The sequence below is a fragment of the Acinetobacter pollinis genome (assembly GCF_015627175.1).
Classification (GTDB): domain Bacteria; phylum Pseudomonadota; class Gammaproteobacteria; order Pseudomonadales; family Moraxellaceae; genus Acinetobacter; species Acinetobacter pollinis.
Genome location: NZ_VTDQ01000020.1, coordinates 1 through 22391, shown reverse-complemented (window position 1 = coordinate 22391; position 22391 = coordinate 1). Strand labels below are relative to the sequence as shown.

The 22391-nt window shown below is 38.6% G+C and carries 16 protein-coding genes; 13 read left to right on the top strand and 3 right to left on the bottom strand.

Annotation, left to right across the window (positions count from 1 at the left end; all coding sequences use genetic code 11):
* The 3 genes from I2F23_RS08735 to ftn all read left to right on the top strand — a co-directional run bounded on the left by I2F23_RS08735 (position 1) and on the right by ftn (position 3840).
* The gene (locus tag I2F23_RS08735) at positions 1-1041 is read left to right on the top strand and encodes a cell division protein ZipA C-terminal FtsZ-binding domain-containing protein (RefSeq protein WP_195772214.1); all 1041 of its coding nucleotides are present in this window, start codon (positions 1-3) and stop codon (positions 1039-1041) included.
* Positions 1042-1093: 52 nt separating this feature from the next.
* Entirely contained in the window at positions 1094-3151 is a 2058-nt protein-coding gene (gene ligA / locus I2F23_RS08730; RefSeq protein WP_213014694.1) for an NAD-dependent DNA ligase LigA, read from the top strand.
* A gap of 224 nt (positions 3152-3375) precedes the next feature.
* Positions 3376-3840 (top strand): heteropolymeric bacterioferritin subunit Ftn, encoded by a 465-nt coding sequence (gene ftn / locus I2F23_RS08725; protein WP_195772213.1) that lies wholly within the window; start codon positions 3376-3378, stop codon positions 3838-3840.
* Between the two features lie 51 nt (positions 3841-3891).
* Here ftn and gltA read toward each other — a convergent pair whose 3' ends face one another.
* On the bottom strand, positions 3892-5166 hold the full coding sequence (gene gltA / locus I2F23_RS08720) for a citrate synthase (protein WP_195772212.1): 1275 nt from the start codon (positions 5164-5166) through the stop codon (positions 3892-3894).
* 794 nt (positions 5167-5960) lie between these two features.
* Between gltA and sdhC the strand changes: the two genes are divergently transcribed.
* The 7 genes from sdhC to lpdA all read left to right on the top strand — a co-directional run bounded on the left by sdhC (position 5961) and on the right by lpdA (position 15489).
* Complete coding sequence (sdhC, locus tag I2F23_RS08715) at positions 5961-6362, top strand: succinate dehydrogenase, cytochrome b556 subunit (RefSeq protein WP_195772211.1); 402 nt, start codon at positions 5961-5963, stop codon at positions 6360-6362.
* Positions 6362-6730 (top strand): succinate dehydrogenase, hydrophobic membrane anchor protein, encoded by a 369-nt coding sequence (sdhD, locus tag I2F23_RS08710; protein WP_195772210.1) that lies wholly within the window; start codon positions 6362-6364, stop codon positions 6728-6730. Before sdhC ends, sdhD begins: the two co-directional genes overlap by 1 nt.
* Before the next feature lie 16 nt (positions 6731-6746).
* Positions 6747-8642, top strand: coding sequence for an FAD-dependent oxidoreductase (locus I2F23_RS08705; protein ID WP_195772209.1), 1896 nt, complete (start codon positions 6747-6749; stop codon positions 8640-8642).
* A gap of 13 nt (positions 8643-8655) precedes the next feature.
* Positions 8656-9369 carry a succinate dehydrogenase iron-sulfur subunit gene (locus tag I2F23_RS08700; RefSeq protein WP_195772208.1) on the top strand — a complete coding sequence of 238 codons (714 nt, stop codon included), beginning with the start codon at positions 8656-8658 and terminating at the stop codon, positions 9367-9369.
* Between the two features lie 553 nt (positions 9370-9922).
* Positions 9923-12745 (top strand): 2-oxoglutarate dehydrogenase E1 component, encoded by a 2823-nt coding sequence (locus tag I2F23_RS08695; RefSeq protein ID WP_195772207.1) that lies wholly within the window; start codon positions 9923-9925, stop codon positions 12743-12745.
* 18 nt (positions 12746-12763) lie between these two features.
* On the top strand, positions 12764-13987 hold the full coding sequence (gene odhB, locus I2F23_RS08690; protein WP_195772206.1) for a 2-oxoglutarate dehydrogenase complex dihydrolipoyllysine-residue succinyltransferase: 1224 nt from the start codon (positions 12764-12766) through the stop codon (positions 13985-13987).
* A 68-nt stretch (positions 13988-14055) separates the two neighbouring features.
* A complete protein-coding gene (gene lpdA / locus I2F23_RS08685; protein ID WP_195772205.1) occupies positions 14056-15489 on the top strand; it encodes a dihydrolipoyl dehydrogenase in 1434 nt (477 codons plus the stop codon).
* 241 nt (positions 15490-15730) lie between these two features.
* On the opposite strand, the gene trpS is transcribed toward lpdA, so the two are convergent.
* Positions 15731-16744, bottom strand: a complete 1014-nt coding sequence (trpS, locus tag I2F23_RS08680) for a tryptophan--tRNA ligase (RefSeq protein ID WP_195772204.1) — start codon at positions 16742-16744, stop codon at positions 15731-15733.
* Between the two features lie 188 nt (positions 16745-16932).
* Here trpS and I2F23_RS08675 point away from each other — a divergent pair, with 188 nt between their 5' ends.
* From I2F23_RS08675 to I2F23_RS08665, 3 genes are all read left to right on the top strand, one after another.
* Complete coding sequence (locus tag I2F23_RS08675; RefSeq protein WP_195772203.1) at positions 16933-17844, top strand: DUF808 domain-containing protein; 912 nt, start codon at positions 16933-16935, stop codon at positions 17842-17844.
* Positions 17845-17866: 22 nt separating this feature from the next.
* Positions 17867-18769 (top strand): KPN_02809 family neutral zinc metallopeptidase, encoded by a 903-nt coding sequence (gene ypfJ, locus I2F23_RS08670; protein ID WP_195772202.1) that lies wholly within the window; start codon positions 17867-17869, stop codon positions 18767-18769.
* 91 nt (positions 18770-18860) lie between these two features.
* Complete coding sequence (locus I2F23_RS08665) at positions 18861-20360, top strand: cation:proton antiporter (protein ID WP_195772201.1); 1500 nt, start codon at positions 18861-18863, stop codon at positions 20358-20360.
* 58 nt (positions 20361-20418) lie between these two features.
* Here I2F23_RS08665 and I2F23_RS08660 read toward each other — a convergent pair.
* Positions 20419-22391: pyrroloquinoline quinone-dependent dehydrogenase (locus tag I2F23_RS08660; protein ID WP_213014693.1), on the bottom strand; the 1973-nt coding region annotated here is incomplete at its 5' end.

Genomic DNA, 22391 nt, shown 5'->3' with positions numbered 1-22391 from the left:
ATGGAAACAACTACAATTATTGGTATTGTCATTGCAGTAGGTATTATTATCTTTGCATTGTATATACTGTTAAGAAAACCAAAAGAATTTGTACCGTCACTCGATGCTGAGCTACATATTAATCCGGAAACAAATCAACCTGTTTTACCACGATTTGTTCGACAGCAATTGAATATGATTGAGTTTGGTCAAAAAATTAAAAAGAGTATTGATAAGCAAACTGTACCTGAAACTCAAGAAAATAAAGAGAATTCGGCTGAGAAAGAATCTGAAGTAGCGATAGAATCTCAAGAAGCCAAAACGATTAATGATGTGTCTAAAGCATCTGAAGAAAAGGTTCAAACTGAGAAAGTTGAAAAAATATCTTTAGCTGAGCCGGAAGTAGCAACGGTTGCACCTGAAAAAAAAGAACAAGCAGCAATGACTCAAGCTCAAGCAGTTCAGGTTGTAGAAGATAAACCTAAGAAAGAACCTGTATATCATTTAAATAAGGATATAGAAAAAGCTGAAATTAAAGAGTTTGATGAAGAAAGCTCTATTTTAGATATGCATTTAAATGAGCAACAGCGATATGATGATGAATGCTCATTGGCAAATGCACAGCATATTATTAGCTTAAATGTTTATCCTGGGCCACGCTGTATTTTGTCTGGTGATAAAACACTAAAAATATTACTTAAATATGGATTACGTTTTGGCGAGTTATCTTGTTTTCATCGCTATAAAAATATAGATGATACAAAAGATGATCAATCACAAGCACCTTTAATGTTTTCCGTACTAAAAATTTCTGATGAAGGCCCTGTTGGCTTTGACTTAGAAACACTTTCTACAGAGCAAGTGCACGGTTTAGCCTTCTTTTTAGCATTGCCAAATACATATGCACAAGAAGGCTTCGATACCATGGCTAGTACTGCAGGGCTTATTGCAAGGGAAATTGATGGCAAAGTATTTGACGAAAATAACGATGAGTTATCTGTCCAATTGAAAGAGTATTGGCGTCGTCAGGTCATTGATTTTAAACCAACAGCATCAGCCTGATCAATTTTAAAAATAAAAGGCGGATTGTTCCGCCTTTTTTACGGTGGTTTTTATGGTGAATATAGATAAAACACAAATTGTGAGTCGTATGCGACAACTCATTCAATTGTTAGCGAAACATAATCATGCGTATTATGTGATGGATGAACCAACAATTTCTGACCATGAATATGATCAGCTATTTCACCAGTTGAAAGATTTAGAGACAGCATATCCTGCCTATATACAGCACGATACACCCACGCAACGTGTAGGTGGAGAAGCATTAAGTAAGTTTAATACAGTTGTTCATGCAGTACCTATGCTGTCGTTAGGAAATGTATTTAATCAAGAAGATCTATTTGCATTTGCTCGCCGTGTTGAAGAAAGATTACCAAACCAGCATGTGAACTATGATGTTGAGCTAAAGTTAGATGGTTTGGCAATTTCCTTATGGTATGAGCATGGAGTCTTCGTAAAAGGAGTAACACGTGGGGATGGTGAAACTGGAGAAGAAATCACACAAAATGTGAAAACGATTCGTAATTTACCGAAGATACTTCATACGAGCAATGTTGAGTTGCCAAGTTTATTAGAGGTACGTGGTGAAGTACTCATGCCCAAGTCTGGATTTGAAAAGTTAAATAAAACCAATGAAGAAAAGGGTGAAAAAACATTTGCTAACCCACGTAATGCAGCAGCAGGAAGCTTAAGACAACTTGATCCAAACATTGCTGCATCTAGACCCCTTGCTTTTTATGCCTATGGAATTGCCCAGTGTGAACCTGCAAATACTTTAGAAACAATGCATGAGAGTTTACAGTGGCTTACACAATTAGGTTTTGAAATTGCAGAGCGTCAGTTCCTTTGTAAATCTATTCAAGAGGTTCAGGACAAATATGAACAAATACAAGAGGAGCGCGATCATTTAGCTGTCGAAATTGATGGTATGGTTATTAAGGTAGATAGCCTAAAACAACAAAAACAGTTGGGTTTTCTGAGCCGAGAACCACGTTGGGCAACCGCCTATAAATTTCCTGCTGTGGCTGCAATCACTAAAGTGGAAGGTATTGATTGGCAAGTTGGCAGAACAGGAGCTTTAACGCCTGTTGCACGTTTAACCCCTGTACTCGTCGGTGGTGTAACTGTATCTAATGTAACCTTACATAATATTGGAGAAGTACACCGTTTAGATGTACGCATTGGCGATACGATTAGTGTATATCGGACTGGAGATGTGATTCCAAAGGTTGAAAAAGTTTGGCACGATCTAAGAGTAGAAGATCTGCAAGAAACGATGCTTCCTGAAAGCTGTCCTGTTTGTGCATCTCCTGTGGTTATGCCTGAAGGAGAAGCCCTTGCACGCTGTTCAGGTGGGTTATATTGTGCAGCACAACGCATAGAAGCAATACGCCATTTTGTCTCTAGAAAAGCGATGGATATAGAGGGTCTTGGTGATCGCTGGGTTGAGTCTCTTTTACATTTAGAGTTATTAAAAGATGTTTCTTATATTTATCATTTAAATAAACATAAAGAGACACTTCTAAATATAGAAAAAATGGGTGAAAAATCTGTACAGAATCTCTTTAATGCAATTGAAGTTAGTAAAAAAACCACACTGGCACGTTTTATTTATGCCTTAGGAATTCGAGGGGTAGGTGAAACAACAGCACGTATGTTAGCGACCACATTTAAAACGTTGGAAGCTTTGCGTAAAGCAGATACTGAATCCCTGAAAAAAACACCAGATGTTGGAGAAATTACAGCAGAATGGATTGCTGATTTTTTTCAGGCTGAACATAATATTGAAGTGATAGATAAACTTTTAGAAAGTGGTATACATTGGGACGCGCCAAGTGCTTCTACATCACAGCCTTTAAACGGTGAAAGTTGGGTGCTGACTGGAACACTTTCAGAACTAAATCGAGATCAAGCAACACAAATGTTACAAGCATTAGGCGCACGTGTAAGCGGAAGTGTTTCAAGTAAAACAAAATGTCTGGTTGCTGGTGAAAAAGCGGGTTCTAAACTTGATAAGGCGCAAAAGTTAGGTATTCAAGTTTTATCTGAATCTGAATTTCTTATACTTATGAAAGATTATGGACAAACACCCAATGAGGCTGATGAATAAGATTCATTCTTTTTAGTTACAAAAAAGATCATATTGTAAATATGGTCTTTTTTTAATTTAGCTAATGTTAAACATCTATTTTTTAATAGGAAATTATTTTTATAATTGTAAATGCGTATGCTTCTCATTTTAATTATATAAAAATCAGTAACTTATGCTTATATTTGTTTTGCAACTAGATTGAAAAAAAAGCATAATGTCTTTATTGAATTAGGAGAACTCAGATGCGTGGCAATCCAGAAGTTATAGATTACCTTAATATGCTAATTGGCGGCGAATTGGCAGCTAGAGACCAATATCTTATTCATTCTCGTATGTATGAAGATTGGGGTCTAGGTAAAATCTATGAGCGTATTAATCACGAGATGGAGGAAGAAGCATCACACGCAGATGATATTATTCGCCGTGTGCTCTTCCTTGGTGGTACGCCTGATATGGGCCGTGATGACATTGATGTTGGTACAGATGTGATCTCTTGCTTAAAAGCTGACTTAGCATTGGAGTATCATGTTCGTGAAAAATTGGTTCAAGGAATCAAACTTTGTGAAGAACATAAAGATTATGTGAGTAGAGATATGTTGCGTCGTCAGCTATCTGATACAGAAGAAGATCATACTTACTGGTTAGAAAAACAAATCCGCCTTGTTGAATTAATCGGTGAACAAAATTACATCCAATCACAAATGTAATTTTTATTTGAATAAAAAAGCTGCCAATAAGGCAGCTTTTTTTTACTATAATTAGCGTTGAATATCTCGTTGTGTTTCGCCAGTATAGAGTTGACGTGGACGACCAATTTTATGAGCTGTCGATTGCATTTCTAACCAGTGTGTAATCCACCCAATAGTACGTGCAAGCGCAAAAATAACAGTAAACATAGAGGTAGGAATACCAATTGCTTTTAAGATAATTCCTGAATAAAAGTCTACATTTGGATATAAATTGCGTTTGATAAAGTATTCATCTGAAAGAGCAATTCGTTCGAGTTCCATAGCAAGTTCAAGTTGCGGATCATTAATACCTAATGCACCCAGTACTTCATCACAGGTTTCTTTCATGACTTTAGCACGAGGGTCGAAGTTTTTATAAACACGGTGGCCAAAGCCCATCAGTTTAACTTCTTTGGTTTTAACTTTCTCCATGAACGTTGCAACGTTTTCAACTGAACCAATTTCATCAAGCATTTTTAAAACAGCTTCGTTTGCACCACCATGTGCAGGCCCCCAAAGTGCTGCAATTCCTGCTGAAATACATGCGTAAGGGTTAGCACCAGTAGAACCTGCTAAACGTACTGTAGACGTAGACGCATTTTGCTCATGGTCTGCATGTAATGTAAAGATACGATCCATAGCTTTTGCAAGAATTGGATTTACCTTATAGTCACGATCGGCAGGTGTTGCAAACATCATATGCAAAAAGTTTTCTGCATAATCTAAGTCATTTCTAGGATAAATAAATGGTTGCCCTACAGTATACTTGTAGCTCCATGCTGCAAGCGTAGGTACTTTTGCAATTAGGCGAATAGCTGTAATTTCACGATGGTTTACATCATCTAAGTCGAGATTGTTGTGATAAAACGCAGAAAGCGCGCCAACAACACCTACCATAATTGCCATAGGGTGTGCATCGCGACGGAAACCATTAAAGAAACGGCTGACTTGATCGTGTACCATAGTATGGTTACGAACCTGACTATCAAATTCTTTTTTCTGTTCAGGTGTCGGTAATTCGCCATTTAATAATAAATAGCATGTTTCTAAATAGTCTGTTTTTGTTGCCAGTTGATCAATTGGGTAGCCACGATGCAGTAAAATTCCTGCATTGCCATCAATATAAGTAATTTTTGATTCGCAAGATGCTGTTGCCATGAAGCCAGGATCAAAAGTGAAGTGTCCTGACGCAAGGACATCCTTAACATCAATAACGTCTGGGCCTAATGTACCACTGTAAATGGGTAACTCTATTTCTTGTCCATTAAGTTTGAGTGTGGCTTTCTTAGTATTTGCTTCAGACATTCATAGATCTCCTGTCCTGGTGAATGTAATCCGATATGTTTAGTCGCTTTATCTGGCATAAGCTGGATAAAGCAGCCTCTTGTCACTGCCTGTGTTTGCACTCTGCATGGGAGTTTTTAATGAATTTCCCTTTTTATCTTGTATGCAAAATGAACATATCACGTCCTTATAGTTCTCAATGTACAGCAAGATAGGGGAAAAAATATAGTAATTTATTTTTTATAAGTGAGAAAATACAGAGTAAAACTGACCAAAATATGTATTTTTTTTAGACAGTAGAGGGCTGAACCTATATAAAAATAAAGGTTTGGAACACAGAAATATTTAGTAAAACATTTTTGTAACGCTGGTATTTTTTGTCAAAAAAAAGATTAAAAAAAGATCGCTTATTTTCATAAAAACATCATATTTATGAGATAAGCTTAAATAAAACAAGCATTAATTCTTCTGAAACGCAAAAAAACAATTTTGAATCAAAAAAAAATAAAGATAAAAAAAGTCACTAAAAATATGCAATATATCAATATATGAGAAAATATAAGTATTTAAAAATAAAAATAGATGATTGATTTTGGACGATTTAAATACGGTTTAGGGACACATTTGGTTTTTATAAATGATTATTATTTAACTAAAATTGAGTGATTTTAGGGCAAGAACCTTGTTTGAAATTTGTCAATAGGCGTTCTATAATTCTCGGACATAGAAAAGAATTTAGGCATGATGCCTAAATAATATGCTAGCTTTCCTTTGAATTAATCTAACAAACTCCAGAGGGAGTTTTTACTTACAGGATGCCCGCTGTGAAAAGCAACAGACCTGTCAATTTGTCCATGGGACAGGTGTTAGCGGTTAATTTACGCTCTCCCGTGGCTATTGCATCAATCCTACACCGTTTGTCTGGTGTAATCGTATTCTTGTTGGTTCCAGTACTTTTATGGATATTGGATAAGTCATTGTCTTCTCCTGAAGGCTTTACTTATGTGAAAGAACAAATTTTTGGAAGTTTCTTCGTACGCCTTATTGTTTGGGCTTTTGTTGCAGGATTAATTTACCATTTCATTATGGGAATTAAACACTTGCTTGCAGATCTCGGATTTAATGAGGAACTACAGAGTGGTCGAGTGGCAGCTACAGTTTCATTGGGCTTGTCTGCGATTGGGATAATCGCAGCGTTTATATGGATCGTAATCTAATGAAAAGTGCTACAGGTTTAACAGGCTCCGGCTCACGTGATTGGTTTATTCAACGTGTGAGTGCTATCGTTTTAGCAGCATATACTGTAATTGTTTTTGGATGGATTTTGTGTCATAGCGGTTTTAGCTATGAGCAATGGTCTGGTTTTATGATGACGCTTCCAATGAAGATTTTCTCATTGCTTGCGATTCTTTCTTTAGTTGCTCATGGATGGATTGGTATGTGGCAGGTCTTTACGGACTATGTTACGACACGTCACATGGGGCCATCTGCATCGGGTTTGCGCTTGGTTCTGACGACAGCAGTAATTATTGCTGTATTCGTTTATGCAATCTGGGGTATCCAGATTTTTTGGGCAAACCGATAGATAGGAAGACATCATCATGGGCGCAATTACTCCCAAAGAAAATTATTCAAATATTCAAAATTTAACATTTGATGCTGTCATCGTAGGTGGTGGTGGTTCAGGTATGAGAGCTGCGTATCAACTTGCTCAAGCAGGTTTAAAAGTTGCTGTTCTTACCAAAGTGTTTCCAACACGTTCACATACAGTGGCTGCTCAAGGTGGTATTGGTGCATCGCTTGGGAACATGCAAGAAGATAATTGGCATTATCACTTCTATGACACAGTAAAAGGTTCAGATTGGTTAGGTGACCAAGATGCAATTGAATTTATGTGTCGTGAAGCACCTAAAGTAGTTTATGAACTTGAACACATGGGTATGCCTTTCGACCGTAACAATGATGGTACGATTTATCAGCGCCCATTTGGTGGTCATTCTGCAAATTATGGTGAAAAAGCCGTACCACGTGCATGTGCGGCAGCTGACCGTACAGGTCATGCGCTTTTACATACGCTATATCAAAGCAATGTAAAAATGGGTACACAGTTCTTTGTAGAGTGGATTGCCCTTGACCTTATTCGTAACGAAGAGGGTGAAGTACTTGGTGTAACTGCGTATGATCAAGAAACTGGTGACATTGCAGTATTCCAAGCTAAGGCAACATTGTTTGCAACAGGTGGTGCAGGCCGTGTGTATCGTGCATCAACCAATGCTTATATCAACACTGGTGATGGCTTAGGTATGGCTGCACGTGCTGGTATTCCGTTGCAAGATATGGAGTTTTGGCAGTTCCATCCAACAGGCGTTGCTGGCGCAGGCGTACTTCTGACTGAAGGTTGTCGTGGTGAAGGTGCAATCTTAAGAAATAAAGATGGCGAACCATTTATGGAACGTTATGCACCAACATTAAAAGACCTTGCACCGCGTGATTTTGTATCTCGCTCTATGGACCAAGAAATTAAAGAAGGTCGTGGGTGTGGGCCAAAAGGTGATTATATCTTGTTAGATATGACACATTTGGGTGCAGATACGATTATGAAGCGTTTACCATCAGTTTTTGAAATTGGTAAAAAGTTCGCAAACGTAGATATTACAAAAGAACCAATTCCTGTTGTGCCTACCATTCATTATCAAATGGGTGGTATTCCGACCAATATTCATGGTCAAGTCGTTGTTCCAGTAGGTGAAAAAGATACATCTTTAGAAGCAGGTTATGATGTTGCTGAAGATAAGTACGAAAGCAATAGTCAGCGCAACTTTACTCAACCTGTAAAAGGCTTGTATGCGATTGGTGAATGCTCATGTGTATCTGTTCATGGTGCAAATCGTTTGGGTACAAACTCTCTACTTGACCTCGTAGTATTTGGAAAAGCAGCAGGCGAGCATATTATTGATTATGTGACTAAGCATCATGGCGATGATTATGCACCACTGCCAACAAATGTTCTTGAACAGACGTTAGCGCGTGTAAATAAACTAGATAACTCCGTATCTGGTGAAAATGCCCAAGATGTTGCAGATGCGATACGTGATATTGTACAAGACCATGCAGGTGTATTCCGTACTCAAGCGTTACTAGACAAGGGTGTGAAAGAGATTCTTGCACTTGAGCCACGTGTGCGTAATATTCATTTAAAAGATAAATCTAAAGTATTTAATACTGCACGTATTGAAGCACTAGAAGTAGAAAATCTGTATGAAGTTGCGAAAGCAACCCTTATTTCGGCAGCAGCACGAAAAGAGTGTCGCGGTGCACATACAGTTGTAGACTATGAATTACCTGCTGATCATCCAACATATTCTTACGGTCGCCGTGATGATGAATGGATGAAACATACACTTTGGTATGCTGCAGATAACCATTTAGAGTACAAGCCAGTGCGGTATAGCCCGTTAACTGTTGATCCTATTCAACCGAAGCCACGTACATTCTAATTGGGAGATAGAAATGAGTAGTAGAGGAACACGTACTTTCGAAATCTACCGCTATGATCCTGATAAGGATAAAGCGCCATATATGCAGACATTTAAGTTAGAGTTGACTGAGAAGCATCGTATGTTGTTAGATGCGTTGTTGGCCCTAAAAATTCAAGATGAAACGTTAACGTTTAGACGTTCTTGTCGTGAAGGTATTTGTGGTTCGGATGGTGTCAATATTAATGGTAAAAATGGTTTGGCTTGTTTGCAAAATCTAAATGGTTTACCAGAGAAAATAGTCATTCGTCCACTGCCAGGTCTACCTGTAATTAAAGACCTTGTTGTAGATATGAATCAGTTCTATGATCAATATGACAAGATTCAACCTTTCTTAATTAATAATCAGCCTGCACCGCCAAAAGAGCGCTTACAGACACCAGAAGAGCGTGATCATTTAAATGGTCTGTATGAATGTATCTTATGTGCATGTTGTTCGACATCTTGTCCTTCATTTTGGTGGAACCCAGATAAATTCCTCGGCCCATCTGCATTGTTAAATGCATATCGTTTTATTATCGATTCTCGTGATACAGCAACAGCAGATCGTCTTTCACGTTTAGACGATCCATTTAGCTTATTCCGTTGTAAAGGTATTATGAATTGTGTATCTGTTTGCCCTAAAGGTTTAAACCCAACCAAGGCAATTGGTCACATTCGTAATATGCTTTTAGATCAAGCAGGGTAACGAGTTGTAAATAAGAGCGCACTTGGGTGCGCTTTTATTTTATTTATGTAAATGAAAGCCTGTAATGCGTTTGTTTTTCTTGAAAAAAATGTGTACTAAGCTCAACATTAGAAATAGTGATAAACATACACCTTTTATTCATGAAATCCTGATGACAAAAGGCATAAAAAGCGAAAATACCTGTGATAGAATTTCTAGGCAAGAACATTGAAAAAAGCCAGCTTAGCCATGCTAGATAGTATGAAAAAACAGTAAAGTGTACACAAGGATTGAGTCGCTTTAGAAAAGCTAAATAGTGGTTTATTTTTTCTAAGTCGATTAGTAAAAATTGCACAGTGTAAAACTGGGTATATAAATGAGTGATGTTGAGTGAGATTGATGTCTCATTATAAGTGTTAGGTGAGTATTTGATCTAATACGAGGCCTATATTCAACAAATATTACTCTAGTCGGGCATAATGTTAATCGTATTTTCAACTATTGACATGATCGATCATGGGTTGCTTCACGAGTAGCCTGTAAATGTTTTTGCAACAAGGAAATGGGTCCAAAAATGCAAGAAGTTGCTGACGCACTGCGTCTCGATACTGAACTTTCAGCTGATAGTGCAGCATATATTGAACAACTATATGAGCAGTACTTAACTTCTCCATCTACAGTCAGTGAAGACTGGCGTAAATATTTCGATAAATACCCTAAGGGCGATCAACCACACGGATCTGTGCGTGAACAATTTCTATTACTCGGTCGTAATTCAAATCGTGGACAACCAATTGTACAAAGTACAGTAAGTACAGAGCATGAACGCCGCCAAGTGGGTGTATTACAACTCATCGCAGCGTATCGTAACCGTGGTCATCAAAAAGCACATCTCGATCCTTTAGGTATTGCAGATCGTGAAGAAGTACCAGATTTAGAGTTAGGCGCACATGGTTTAACTAAATCTGATCTAGATACGATCTTTAATACAGGTAATTTAGCGATTGGCAAAAGTGAAGCAACGCTAGGCGAAATGGTAGATGCAATGGAAGCAACCTACTGTCAGTCTATTGGTGCCGAATACATGCACATCGTAAATACTGTAGAGAAGCGTTGGATTCAACAGCGTCTAGAAGGTGCACGTGGTCAATTTAATTTCTCAGCAGGTCAAAAAAAGCACGTCTTGGAACGTCTAACTGCTGCTGAAGGTTTAGAAAAATATTTAGGCAATAAATACGTTGGTGCAAAACGCTTTGGTGTGGAAGGTGGTGAATCTTTTATTCCTATGGTAAATGAATTGATCCAACGTGCAGGTGCAGTCGGCTGTAAAGAAGTCGTTATTGGGATGCCTCACCGTGGTCGTTTAAATTTACTTGTTAATATTATGGGTAAAAACCCAGCAGATCTTTTCGGTGAGTTTGAAGGAAAGTCGCTGACTAAAAAAGGTTCTGGTGATGTGAAGTATCACCAAGGTTTTTCTTCAAATGTGGTCACACCTGGTGGTGAAGTGCATTTGGCACTTGCATTTAACCCGTCGCATTTAGAGATTGTTGGCCCTGTTGTAGAAGGTTCGGTAAGAGCACGCCAAGTTCGTCGTAAAGATATTGGCGGTGATGATGTTCTACCAATTATTGTACATGGCGATGCTGCATTTGCTGGTCAGGGTGTGAATATGGAGACCTTCCAAATGTCACAAACTCGTGGCTATACGGTAGGTGGTACAGTTCATATTGTGGTGAACAACCAAGTTGGTTTCACAACATCAAATCCTAAAGATGCGCGTTCAACTGAATACTGCACAGATATTGCAAAAATGGTTCAGTCACCAATTTTCCATGTAAATGGTGATGATCCTGAAGCTGTTGTATTTATTTCTCAGCTTGCACATGATTTCCGTCATACATTCCGTAAAGATGTTGTGATCGATTTATTCTGTTATCGTCGTCGTGGTCATAATGAAGCTGATGAGCCTTCTGCAACTCAGCCGATGATGTATAAAGTGATTAGCAAGAAGCCAACCACACGTACACTATATGCAGATAAATTGGTACAAGAACAAGTTTTAGACCGTGGTGAAGCTGACAAAATGATTGAGCATTACCGCTCAGACTTGGAAGCAGGTAAGCACGTTGCAAATGCCTTGGTGCTTGAACCAAACAAGAAAATGTTTGTCGACTGGAAGCCGTATCTTGGTCTAGATTATACCGATAATTGGGATACTTCATTCGATATTGAGCGTTTGAAAGAGCTTGGTCGTAGAATGCATACATTACCTGAAGGTTTTGAAATGCAACGTCAGGTATCTAAAGTGATTGACGAACGTTTGAAAATGCAAACAGGTGAAACGCCATTAAATTGGGGAGCTGCTGAAACCTTAGCATATGCCACAATTTTAGATGATGGTTATTTAGTTCGTATTAGTGGTGAAGATGTTGGACGTGGGACATTTTCACATCGTCATGCAAAACTTCACAATCAAAAAGATGGTTCAGAATACCTACCACTTTGTCACATTAAACAAAATCAGCCACGTTTTGCACTTTGGGATTCATTACTTTCTGAAGAAGCTGTGCTTGCATTTGAATATGGTTATGCAACAACACAACCACATGCCTTGGTCGTTTGGGAAGCACAATTTGGTGACTTTGCAAACTGTGCACAGGTCGTCATTGACCAGTTTATCGCATCTGGTGAAACGAAGTGGGAGCGTGTATGTGGTTTAGCAATGCTTTTACCGCATGGATTCGAAGGTCAGGGACCTGAACATTCGTCTGCACGTTTAGAGCGTTTCTTACAATTGTGTGCTGAAGACAACATGCAGGTGGTAACACCAACCACACCAGCACAAATTTTCCATCTTTTACGTCGCCAAGTTGTTCGTCCGTTACGTAAACCACTTATTGTAATGTCACCTAAGTCGTTATTACGCCATAAGTTGGCTGTTTCAAGTTTAGAAGAACTTGCACATGGCCAATTCCAAACAGTTATTGATGATGTAGACCCATTAAATAAAGCGAATGTAAATCGTGTCGTACTGTGTGGTGGTAAGGTTTACTACGATATTTTAGAAAAACGCCGTGAAGTCAATCTGGAAAATGTTGCAGTTGTACGTGTAGAACAATTGTATCCATATCCAGCACAACGTTTAGCTGAAGTACTTGACGCTTATCCGAATGTAAAAGATGTGGTGTGGTGTCAAGAAGAACCACAAAACCAAGGTGCTTGGCACTTTATTGCACCACGTCTATTTGACGGATTTATGAGTACAGGAAAACAAATTAAAGTTCATTTCGCAGGACGCGAAGCTTCGGCAGCGCCTGCGTGTGGTTCACCGTATTTGCATGCAAAACAACAAGCTCAGCTTATTTCTGACGCGTTGGCGATTGAAGCTGAATAATCAGGAGAAATGATAGAAATGGCAACCGAAATTAAGGCACCCGTATTTCCAGAGTCAGTAGCAGATGGAACAATTGCTACTTGGCACAAGCAAGTAGGTGAAACAGTATCACGTGATGAAGTGATTTGTGATATTGAAACAGATAAAGTGGTGCTAGAAGTTGTTGCTCCTGCAGATGGTAGTTTGGTCTCAATTGCTAAAAATGAAGGTGATACAGTACTTTCAAATGAAGTGATTGCACAGTTTGAAGAGGGTTCGGCACCCGCTGTATCGACACAGTCTTCTGAAGTTAAAGAAAGTGTAGAAGTTGCTTCTTCAAAAACAGAAGCAGGTGCATCTGCTATTGTTGAGCGTGAACAAGTACAGCATCAGGCACCCTCTGTGCGTAAGGCTTTAACAGAAACAGGTATTTCGGCTGAAGAAGTACAAGGTACTGGTCGTGGTGGTCGTATTACAAAAGAAGATGTTGTTAATCATCAAAGTAAGCCAACATCTGCACCAGTATCTCCTCAAGTCGCTCCATTAAGCATGGCTGTAGGTGAGCGTATTGAAAAACGTGTACCAATGACACGTTTAAGAAAACGTGTGGCTGAAAGATTACTTTCTGCAACACAAGAAACTGCGATGTTGACAACATTTAATGAAGTCAACATGAAGCCAATTATGGATATTCGTCAGCAATATAAAGATCTTTTCGAAAAACGTCATGGTGCACGTCTAGGCTTTATGTCGTTCTTTGTAAAAGCGGTAACTGAAGCATTAAAACGCTATCCTGCAGTGAATGCATCTATAGATGGCGATGATATTGTCTATCATGGTTATTACGATATTGGCGTTGCAGTTTCATCTGAGCGTGGCTTGGTTGTGCCAGTCTTACGTGATACAGATAGATTGAGTTATGCAGAAGTTGAAGCGGGCATTCGTGGATACGCTGAAAAAGCACGTGATGGTAAATTGTCTATTGAAGAAATGAGCGGTGGAACATTTACGATTACGAATGGTGGAACATTTGGTTCATTGCTTTCTACACCTATTTTGAACCAGCCACAAACTGGTATTTTAGGTATGCACAAGATTCAAGAGCGCCCAATGGCTGTCAATGGTGAAGTGGTTATTTTACCGATGATGTATCTTGCTTTGTCTTACGATCATCGTATGATCGATGGTAAAGAGGCTGTTGGATTCTTAGTAACAGTGAAAGAGCTTTTAGAAGAGCCAGCAAAACTAATTCTCGATCTTTAATTTTTTAAACGAACAGCTATAAAAACCACAATAAGTTAAACCACTTATTGTGGTCTATGGAGATAAATATGTCTCAACAGTTTGATCTTGTTGTGATTGGCGGTGGGCCAGGTGGTTATGAAGCTGCAATTCGTGCGGCACAGTTAGGCTTTAAAGTTGCATGTATTGAAAAGCGTATTCACAATGGAAAACCATCTTTAGGCGGTACTTGTCTAAATGTGGGTTGTATTCCATCAAAAGCATTACTCGATTCATCTCATCGCTTTGAATCTACGCAACATGAGCTTGCAGATCATGGTATTACAACAGGTGAAGTATCTGTTGATCTTGCAAAATTACTTGCTAGAAAAGATAAAGTTGTAGAGCAACTGACAGGTGGTGTCGCTCAACTTCTTAAAGGCAATGATATTGAGTGGTTGCAAGGTACGGGGAAACTCCTTGCAGGTAAAAAAGTAGAATTTGTACCGCATGAAGGTGAAACACAAGTTTTATCACCAAAGTATGTAATTCTGGCATCAGGTTCTGTGCCTGTAAACATTCCTGTTGCACCTGTAGATCAAGAGCTTATTGTCGACTCGACAGGCGCATTAAGCTTTCCTGAAGTACCAAAACGCTTAGGGGTCATTGGTGCGGGTGTTATTGGCCTAGAGCTTGGTTCTGTATGGCGTCGTTTGGGTGCAGAAGTCGTTGTGTTTGAAGCGATGGATACATTCTTACCAATGGCTGACAAAGCACTTGCAAAAGAATATCAAAAAATTCTGAAAAAACAGGGTCTAGATATTCGTATTGGCGCTAAGGTGGCAGGTACAGAAGTTAATAATAACGAAGTATTGGTTAAATATACGCAAAATGGTCAGGAACAAACAGAAACTTTTGATAAGCTTATTGTTTGTGTCGGACGTAAACCTTATGCAGCTGGTCTTCTTGCTGAAGACTCGGGCGTTAAAATCACAGAACGTGGTTTCGTAGAAGTGAATGATCACTGTGCAACATCTGTAGATGGTGTCTATGCGATTGGTGATCTTGTACGCGGACCAATGCTTGCACATAAAGCGATGGAAGAGGGCGTAATGGCTGTTGAGCGTATGCATGGTCATGCGGCTCAAGTGAACTATGATACCATTATCAGTGTGATCTATACGCATCCTGAAGCTGCTTGGGTGGGTTTAACTGAAGAAGCAGCGAAAGAACAAGGCTACGAAGTGAAAGCAGGGCAATTCCCATTTGCTGTAAATGGTCGTGCACTTGCAGCAGGCGAAAGTGCTGGTTTTGTTAAATTTGTGGCAGATGCAAAAACAGATCGTTTATTGGGTATGCATGTTGTTGGTCCAGCAGCATCTGATATTGTTCACCAAGGTATGATTGCACTTGAGTTTGTTTCTTCGGTAGAAGATTTGCAATTGATGACTTTTGGTCACCCGACGTTTTCAGAAGTCGTTCATGAAGCTGCATTGGCTGTAGATGGTCGTGCGATTCATGCCATTCAGCGTAAGCGTAAGTAAAGTTATTAAAACCTCAAAGCGGCCTTAAAGAGGTCGCTTTTTTTATGAATCTACAGACAAAAAAATACGCAATGGTTGGGGACACATTGCGTATAACAACGAAACTTTATGTTCTTTGCATAAATGATTATATAAAATTTATGCAAATAGTTAAGTCACTGTTTGTGATAAAATGTCAGCGTATGTAGTTTCATGAATAAAAACGCGAGACATGACATCCCCACGTTTCTCACTTGTACTATTAAAACTTAAACATCCCTAAACCTGATTTAATTTCATCTAGAGTGCTTTGAGTTAAGATCTGACACTTCTTTGTACCTTCTTGTAGAACATCCATAATGTAGTCAGGATCTTTTGAAAGCTCATTTCTGCGTTCGCGAATTGGTGTAATAAGTTCTTTTAAAATACCTTCCAAACGCTTTTTAACAGTGCCATCGCCTAAGCCACCACGACGGTAGTGCGCTTTTAAGTCTTCTAACTCTTCTTTATTTGGATCAAAAGCATCTAAATATGTAAATACAACATTGCCTTCAACTTGACCTGGATCTTCAATACGAAGATGATTTGGGTCTGTATACATGGCATTCACTGCTTTTTTAATGTCTTTATCAGTTGCGTTTAATACAATCGTATTACCTAAAGATTTAGACATTTTTGCTTTACCATCGAAGCCTGGAAGACGCCCAACGTTTGATAGTAGTGCTTTACACTCTGGCAGAATATCATTGCCTATTTGTCTATTAACACGACGTATAATTTCATTGGTTTGTTCAATCATTGGTATCTGATCTTCACCAACAGGCACAACAGTGGCTTTAAATGCGGTAATGTCTGCCGCTTGTGCTACAGGGTAGCAAAGAAAGCCAGCAGGAATATCACGCTCAAAACCACGCATCTGTATTTCTGATTTAATGGTTGGATTGCGTTCTAGACGAGCAACAGTCACGAAGTTTAAATAAAGCATAGTCAATTCATTTAAAGCAGACAAGTGTGACTGTACACAGATCGTTGTTTTCGTTGGATCAATGCCGACAGCTAGGTAATCTGTTGCAACTTCTATAATATTTTTTCTTACTTTTTCAAAATTATCAGCATTGTCTGTGAGTGCTTGTGCATCAGCAAGTAAGATGTGTTGATGGTGAGAATCTTGTAAACCTACACGTGAGCGTAAAGAACCAACAAAGTGTCCTAAATGTAACTGTCCTGTTGGACGATCCCCAGTTAAAATAATTGGACGTTGATTTTCTACTGTCATACTATAATCCTAAATGAGCGATTTAAATTTTAAGTTACGATATTGTACGTCATAAATTGATCCGCTGTATCATAGATATAACGGTTATGTGTTGATATACAGGCTTTGTATTGATATTGCGATATTTACTATTTAAATAGCAAGAAAACAGATTAAAATAAAGTATAAAAACCAAAAAAGAGATGAAAATGGCTGGTAGCTTACTTCTTTTGCTAGATGATATTGCATCTACGCTAGACGATGTTGCTGTAATGAGCAAAGTCGCAGCAAAAAAAACAGCAGGTGTATTGGGCGATGATTTAGCACTCAATGCTCAGCAAGTCACAGGCGTAAAAGCCGACAGAGAATTGTCAGTGGTATGGGGCGTTGCAAAAGGCTCCTTCCTTAATAAATGTATTTTAGTTCCTCTTGCCCTTTTAATTAGTGTTTTTGCCCCATGGTTAATTAATCCTCTACTTGTAGTGGGTGGTTTATTCCTTTGTTATGAAGGGATAGAGAAAGTCATACATGCTTTTCAGAAAAAGAAAGGGCACGCGCATGATGATACAGAGGCTGAACTTTCGGAAAAAAATGCAGAGGCTTACGAAAAAGACAAAATAAAAGGTGCGATTAAAACGGATTTTATTTTATCAGCCGAGATTATTGTAATTACCTTAGGCACTGTAGCAGAAGCGACATTGTTAGATAAAGTTATTGTCATGAGTTTAATTTCTATTGCAATGACGATTGGTGTCTATGGTTTTGTCGCTTTAATCGTAAAAATTGACGATTTTGGTTTGTATTTAAAAAATAAAACACAAGCATGGCAAAAAACAGTAGGTGGCCTATTACTCAGCTTTGCACCAAAATTAATGAAATTGCTTTCTATTGTAGGAACTATTGCAATGTTCTTGGTAGGCGGTGGAATTATTAGCCATGCTATTCCTGCTGCACATCATTTTACAGAAGACTCTGCAGATTATGTGGGCTCTATTCCAAATGTGGGCACAATATTAAGCAGTACGACGCCTATGTTTATTAATTTGGCGCTTGGACTGGTTGCCGGACTTATTGTATTTATTGTCGTGGGAACAGCAAAAAAAGTATTTAACAAATCTTAATATTTTAAAGAAAGGGAATAAAATGCGCTGGAAAGACCGAGAAGAGAGTACCAACGTTGAAGACCGTCGAGGTGGTGGTGGTTTAAAAGCAGGTGGCATTAGTATTATTGGCTTAGTCGTTGCATTTGTGGCATGGAAGTTTTTTGGTGTAAATCCTCAGCAGGCGTATCAGGTAACTAAACAAGTGACGCAGCAACAGGGACAAAGCGAAAGTAAACCTTTAGAACATCAAACTGTAGATCAGGCTGAAGCAAAACAATTTTCTGCAACGGTATTGGCAGATACTGAAAAAACATGGACACAGATTTTTCAGGAAAATGGAAAACGTTATACCGATCCAAAATTAGTTTTATATAGTGGTTCAACAACGACTGCTTGTGGTGCGGGACGTGCTGCAATGGGACCATTTTATTGCCCAACAGATCAGAAAGTTTATTTAGACACCTCATTTTTCCAAGAAATGAAAAATAAAATGGGAATTACAGCAAGTAGTAACCAAACTGAATTTTCAAGAAAGGATCAGGCGGGTGATTTTGCCTTGGCTTATGTGATTGCGCATGAAGTGGGTCATCATGTCCAAAACTTATTGGGTGTTTCTGATCAAGTGTATAATTTGCGCCGTCAATCAAGCGAAAAAGTAGGGAATCAGCTTTCAGTAAAGCAAGAGTTGCAAGCAGATTGTTTTGCTGGTGTATGGGCAAAACGTACAAATGATCGTGTAAAATTTCTTGATGAAGGTGATATTCATCAAGCGATGGATGCTGCTGAAAAAATTGGTGATGACTACTTGCAAAAACGTGCGACAGGTCAAGTTGTGCCAGATAGCTTTACTCATGGAACCAGTGAACAGCGAATGCATTGGTTCGATCGAGGATTTAAATCTGGCAGTATCCAAGATTGTGATACATTTAATACAACGATTTAAGCTTAAAGGGATATTTAATATATCCCTTTCTATATTCAGCTGAATATATTTTGATGATGATGTAAGTTGTAAGTAAAAGGTACGTGTACGTATGGGAAGTTATTTTATATTACAGGTGTTTACTGTAATTTTTGCCTTATCTATTGCAACGACGATATTTAATAAGCGTATTTTGGGTTTTCCTCAAGCGATTGGTGTTCCGATTGTTTCTGCACTATTGGTTTTTATTTTGCAGTGGGGTGCAAGTTTACTCAGCGGAAATCAATTTATTACTATTAATATTCATAATATTGAAAATGCAGTCAGGCATATTGATTTTTATGATTTTTTAATTAATGGTGTGATCTGTTTTATTTTAACATCTTCTGCATTGAAATTTAAAATATCTGATTTAAGAAATCACTGGAAGCCTATTGGTATTTTAGCAACCATTTCTTTAGTGCTTTGTGCAGTATTATTTGGTGGTATGTTATACGGATTTCAATTTTTAATTGGTAGTCCTGTACCTTTATTGGTGTTGTTACTTTTAGGCTCGGCACTTGGTGCAACAGATCCAATCGGGGTAAAAGGTGTTCTAAGTTCTGTAAGAGCACCGCACCATCTTATTGTTAAATTAGAAGGTGAATCATTATTTAATGATGCAATGTGTATTGCCGTATTTATGACATTGTTAAATGTAATTCAGGGTAATCATTTTACGCTGGCGGGCACATTAGAAACACTACTGTACGAAATTGTTGTTGCTGTCTTAATTGGTTGGGCATTTGGTACAGGAATTTTACGACTTTTACGTGGTAAGCATGAGCACGAATCATTAATTTTAACGACGGCATTATTGGCTTGTGGTTCTTACTTAGTTGCATTGTTTGCACATGCTTCAGCGCCTATTGCTTGTGTGATTGGTGGTTTAATTGTAGGTAATAAATGGGAAGAAATTTTAGGCGAGCGGGAAACGACAGAGATTAATCACTTTTGGCATACAGTTGAAGGTATTATTAACTCATTTCTATTTACGCTCATTGGCTTAGAGCTTTTCATTTTAGACTTAAATGCAGATATGATTTTAGGCGGAATGGTTGCATTTATTATTCTACATATCTCTCGATTTGCAGCAAACTTTTTGTCTTTTGCCTTTATTCCTGCATTTAGAAAAAACAGTTATAACGGAAGTTTAACTATTTTAAGTTGGGGAGGCGTACGTGGTGGTATTTCGCTGGCCTTGATTCTTGCTGTAGCTAACCATCCATCATTAAGTCCTTATAGTAGTATTCTGATTGGCTATACTTTTATTAGTGTATTAATGTCTGGATTGGTATGTGGGCTAGGCTTACCTGCTGTAATGAATGCTTTTTATCACAACCCTAATGAGGAAACGACTGGATTAAAGGGTTGGTATCAGCGTTTATGCCATAAGATGAATCGCACAGGCGTGAAATATATTGTTGGAGAAGATACGGAAGGTAATGAAACCATTAGTATTTATAATCCTGAACAAAATATTGATGTGATTGATGCAGATGGCGTTGCTGCAGTACATGATCCAAATAAAGTGGTTGAGATGAGTAAATTGGAAAATCCAAATAATTTCTAATCGAAGTTAAATAAAAAACCAGCATAAATGCTGGTTTTTTTAAGTCTTCTATTTAAGTTTATTGCATATTCTTTGGAAGCTTATATGCAACGAGAGCATCACTTACACCTGTACGCATGAAGTGATGTCCACCTGCCATAATGACAAGATATTGTTCACCATTAATTGAGTACGTCATAGGTGTTGCTTGACCACCTGCAGGAAGTGTGTCACTCCATAGCTCTTTACCTGTACGTAGGTCTAATGCACGGATTTTATTATCTGTAGTTGCAGCGATAAAGATAATATTTCCTGCTGTAGTAATTGGACCACCATTGTTTGGTGTACCAATATTAATAGGCATGTGTGTCGCCATATTAAATGGACCATTACGTTCAGCACTACCTAGCGGATGTTGCCATAAAATTGATTTATTGTGTAAATCAATAGCAGTGATCATACCGTATGGTGGTTCGCTACATAACATACCTGTTGGACTAAAGAATGCGCTAATTTCAATACCATATGGTGTATCTGCCATTGGTCGACCAATACCACCTACAGGTTTATAGTTTTTAGCATCCATCGATTCTAAGCCATCTTTATTGGCTTGTGCACGTGTAATAAGCTGACCGTACATTGGGTTATTATTCCAGTTCGCAATAATCACACCACGATTGCTGTCATAAGAGTAACTTCCCCAATCGCTACCACCATTATTTCCTGGGTACATGATAAATGGTTTATCTAGACTAGGTGGTGTGTCGATCCCTTGATAGTTGGCTTTACGATATTTGATACGACATATCATTTCATCGATTGGTGAAATACCCCACATTTTCGTTTCATTTAGATCTGGGAAACCTAAGCGTGGAATGTCTACTGAGAAAGGTTGTGTCGGAGAACGAGGATCATCTTTTACACCGCCTGTTGTTGGAACAGGACGTTCTTCCACACGTGACAATGGTTTGCCATTTTCACGATTTAATAAGAATGTTTGGCCAAGTTTTGTTGGTACTAACATTGCTGGAACAGATTTTCCATCTGCATCTGGATAATCAATCAGTGTTGGCTGTGAGCCTAAATCTTGATCCCAAACATCTTTATGTACAGTTTGGAAAGTCCAACGCAAGTCACCAGTTTTTGCATCTAAAGCAACCAATGAAGCATTTACTTTTTCTTCTTCAGGACTACGCATGGCAGTATAGTGGTCTGCAGCAGCGTTACCCATAGGAATATAAACCAATCCTAATTTTTCATCACTAATCATTGGTGCCCAAGAGTTTGGTGTACCACGACTATATTCTTGTCCAGGTTTTGGTTCGCTATGGTCATCTGGACGTTTCATGTCCCATGCCCATTTGAATTTACCTGTTTCCGCATCGTAGCCACGAATTACACCAGATGGTGCCCAACGACGTTGGTTATCACGTACTTCATGGTTTACGATCACAGTATCATCTACAATTGTTGCAGGTGATGTGACTGAAACAAAACCTGGCACTGTATGGCCAAGACCTGTATTTAGATTTGTTGTACCATGATCACCAAAGTTTGCACATGGCTCACCTGTTTCGGTATCTAAAGCAATTAAACGCATATCTAACGTGCCTAATACAATACGTGTATGGCAGGCTTGACCACGAGGAATAACTTTAGATTCGTAATATGTGAGACCACGGCATGCAGCAGTATATGGAATGCTTTCATAAGCAACGTTTGATTTAAACTTCCATACTTCTTTACCTGTTGCTGGGTCTACGCGACTAACATTATTGGTTGCACTACAAACATAAAGACCGTTACCGACTTTAATTGGTGTGTGCTCAGCAGCCCATACATCTTTTTTGCCCGCAGGAGGTAAGTCACCTGTGTGATATACCCATGCACGTTGTAAATTTTTTACATTGTCTGCATTAATTTGTTTTAATGGAGAGTAGCGTGTGCCATCTGCATCACGACCATAATATTTCCAATCAGAGTCGGATTGTGTTGGGTCGCTACTGATGTCTCCGCTTACCAATGGTTGATTTGAAATTTCTTGTCCAGAAC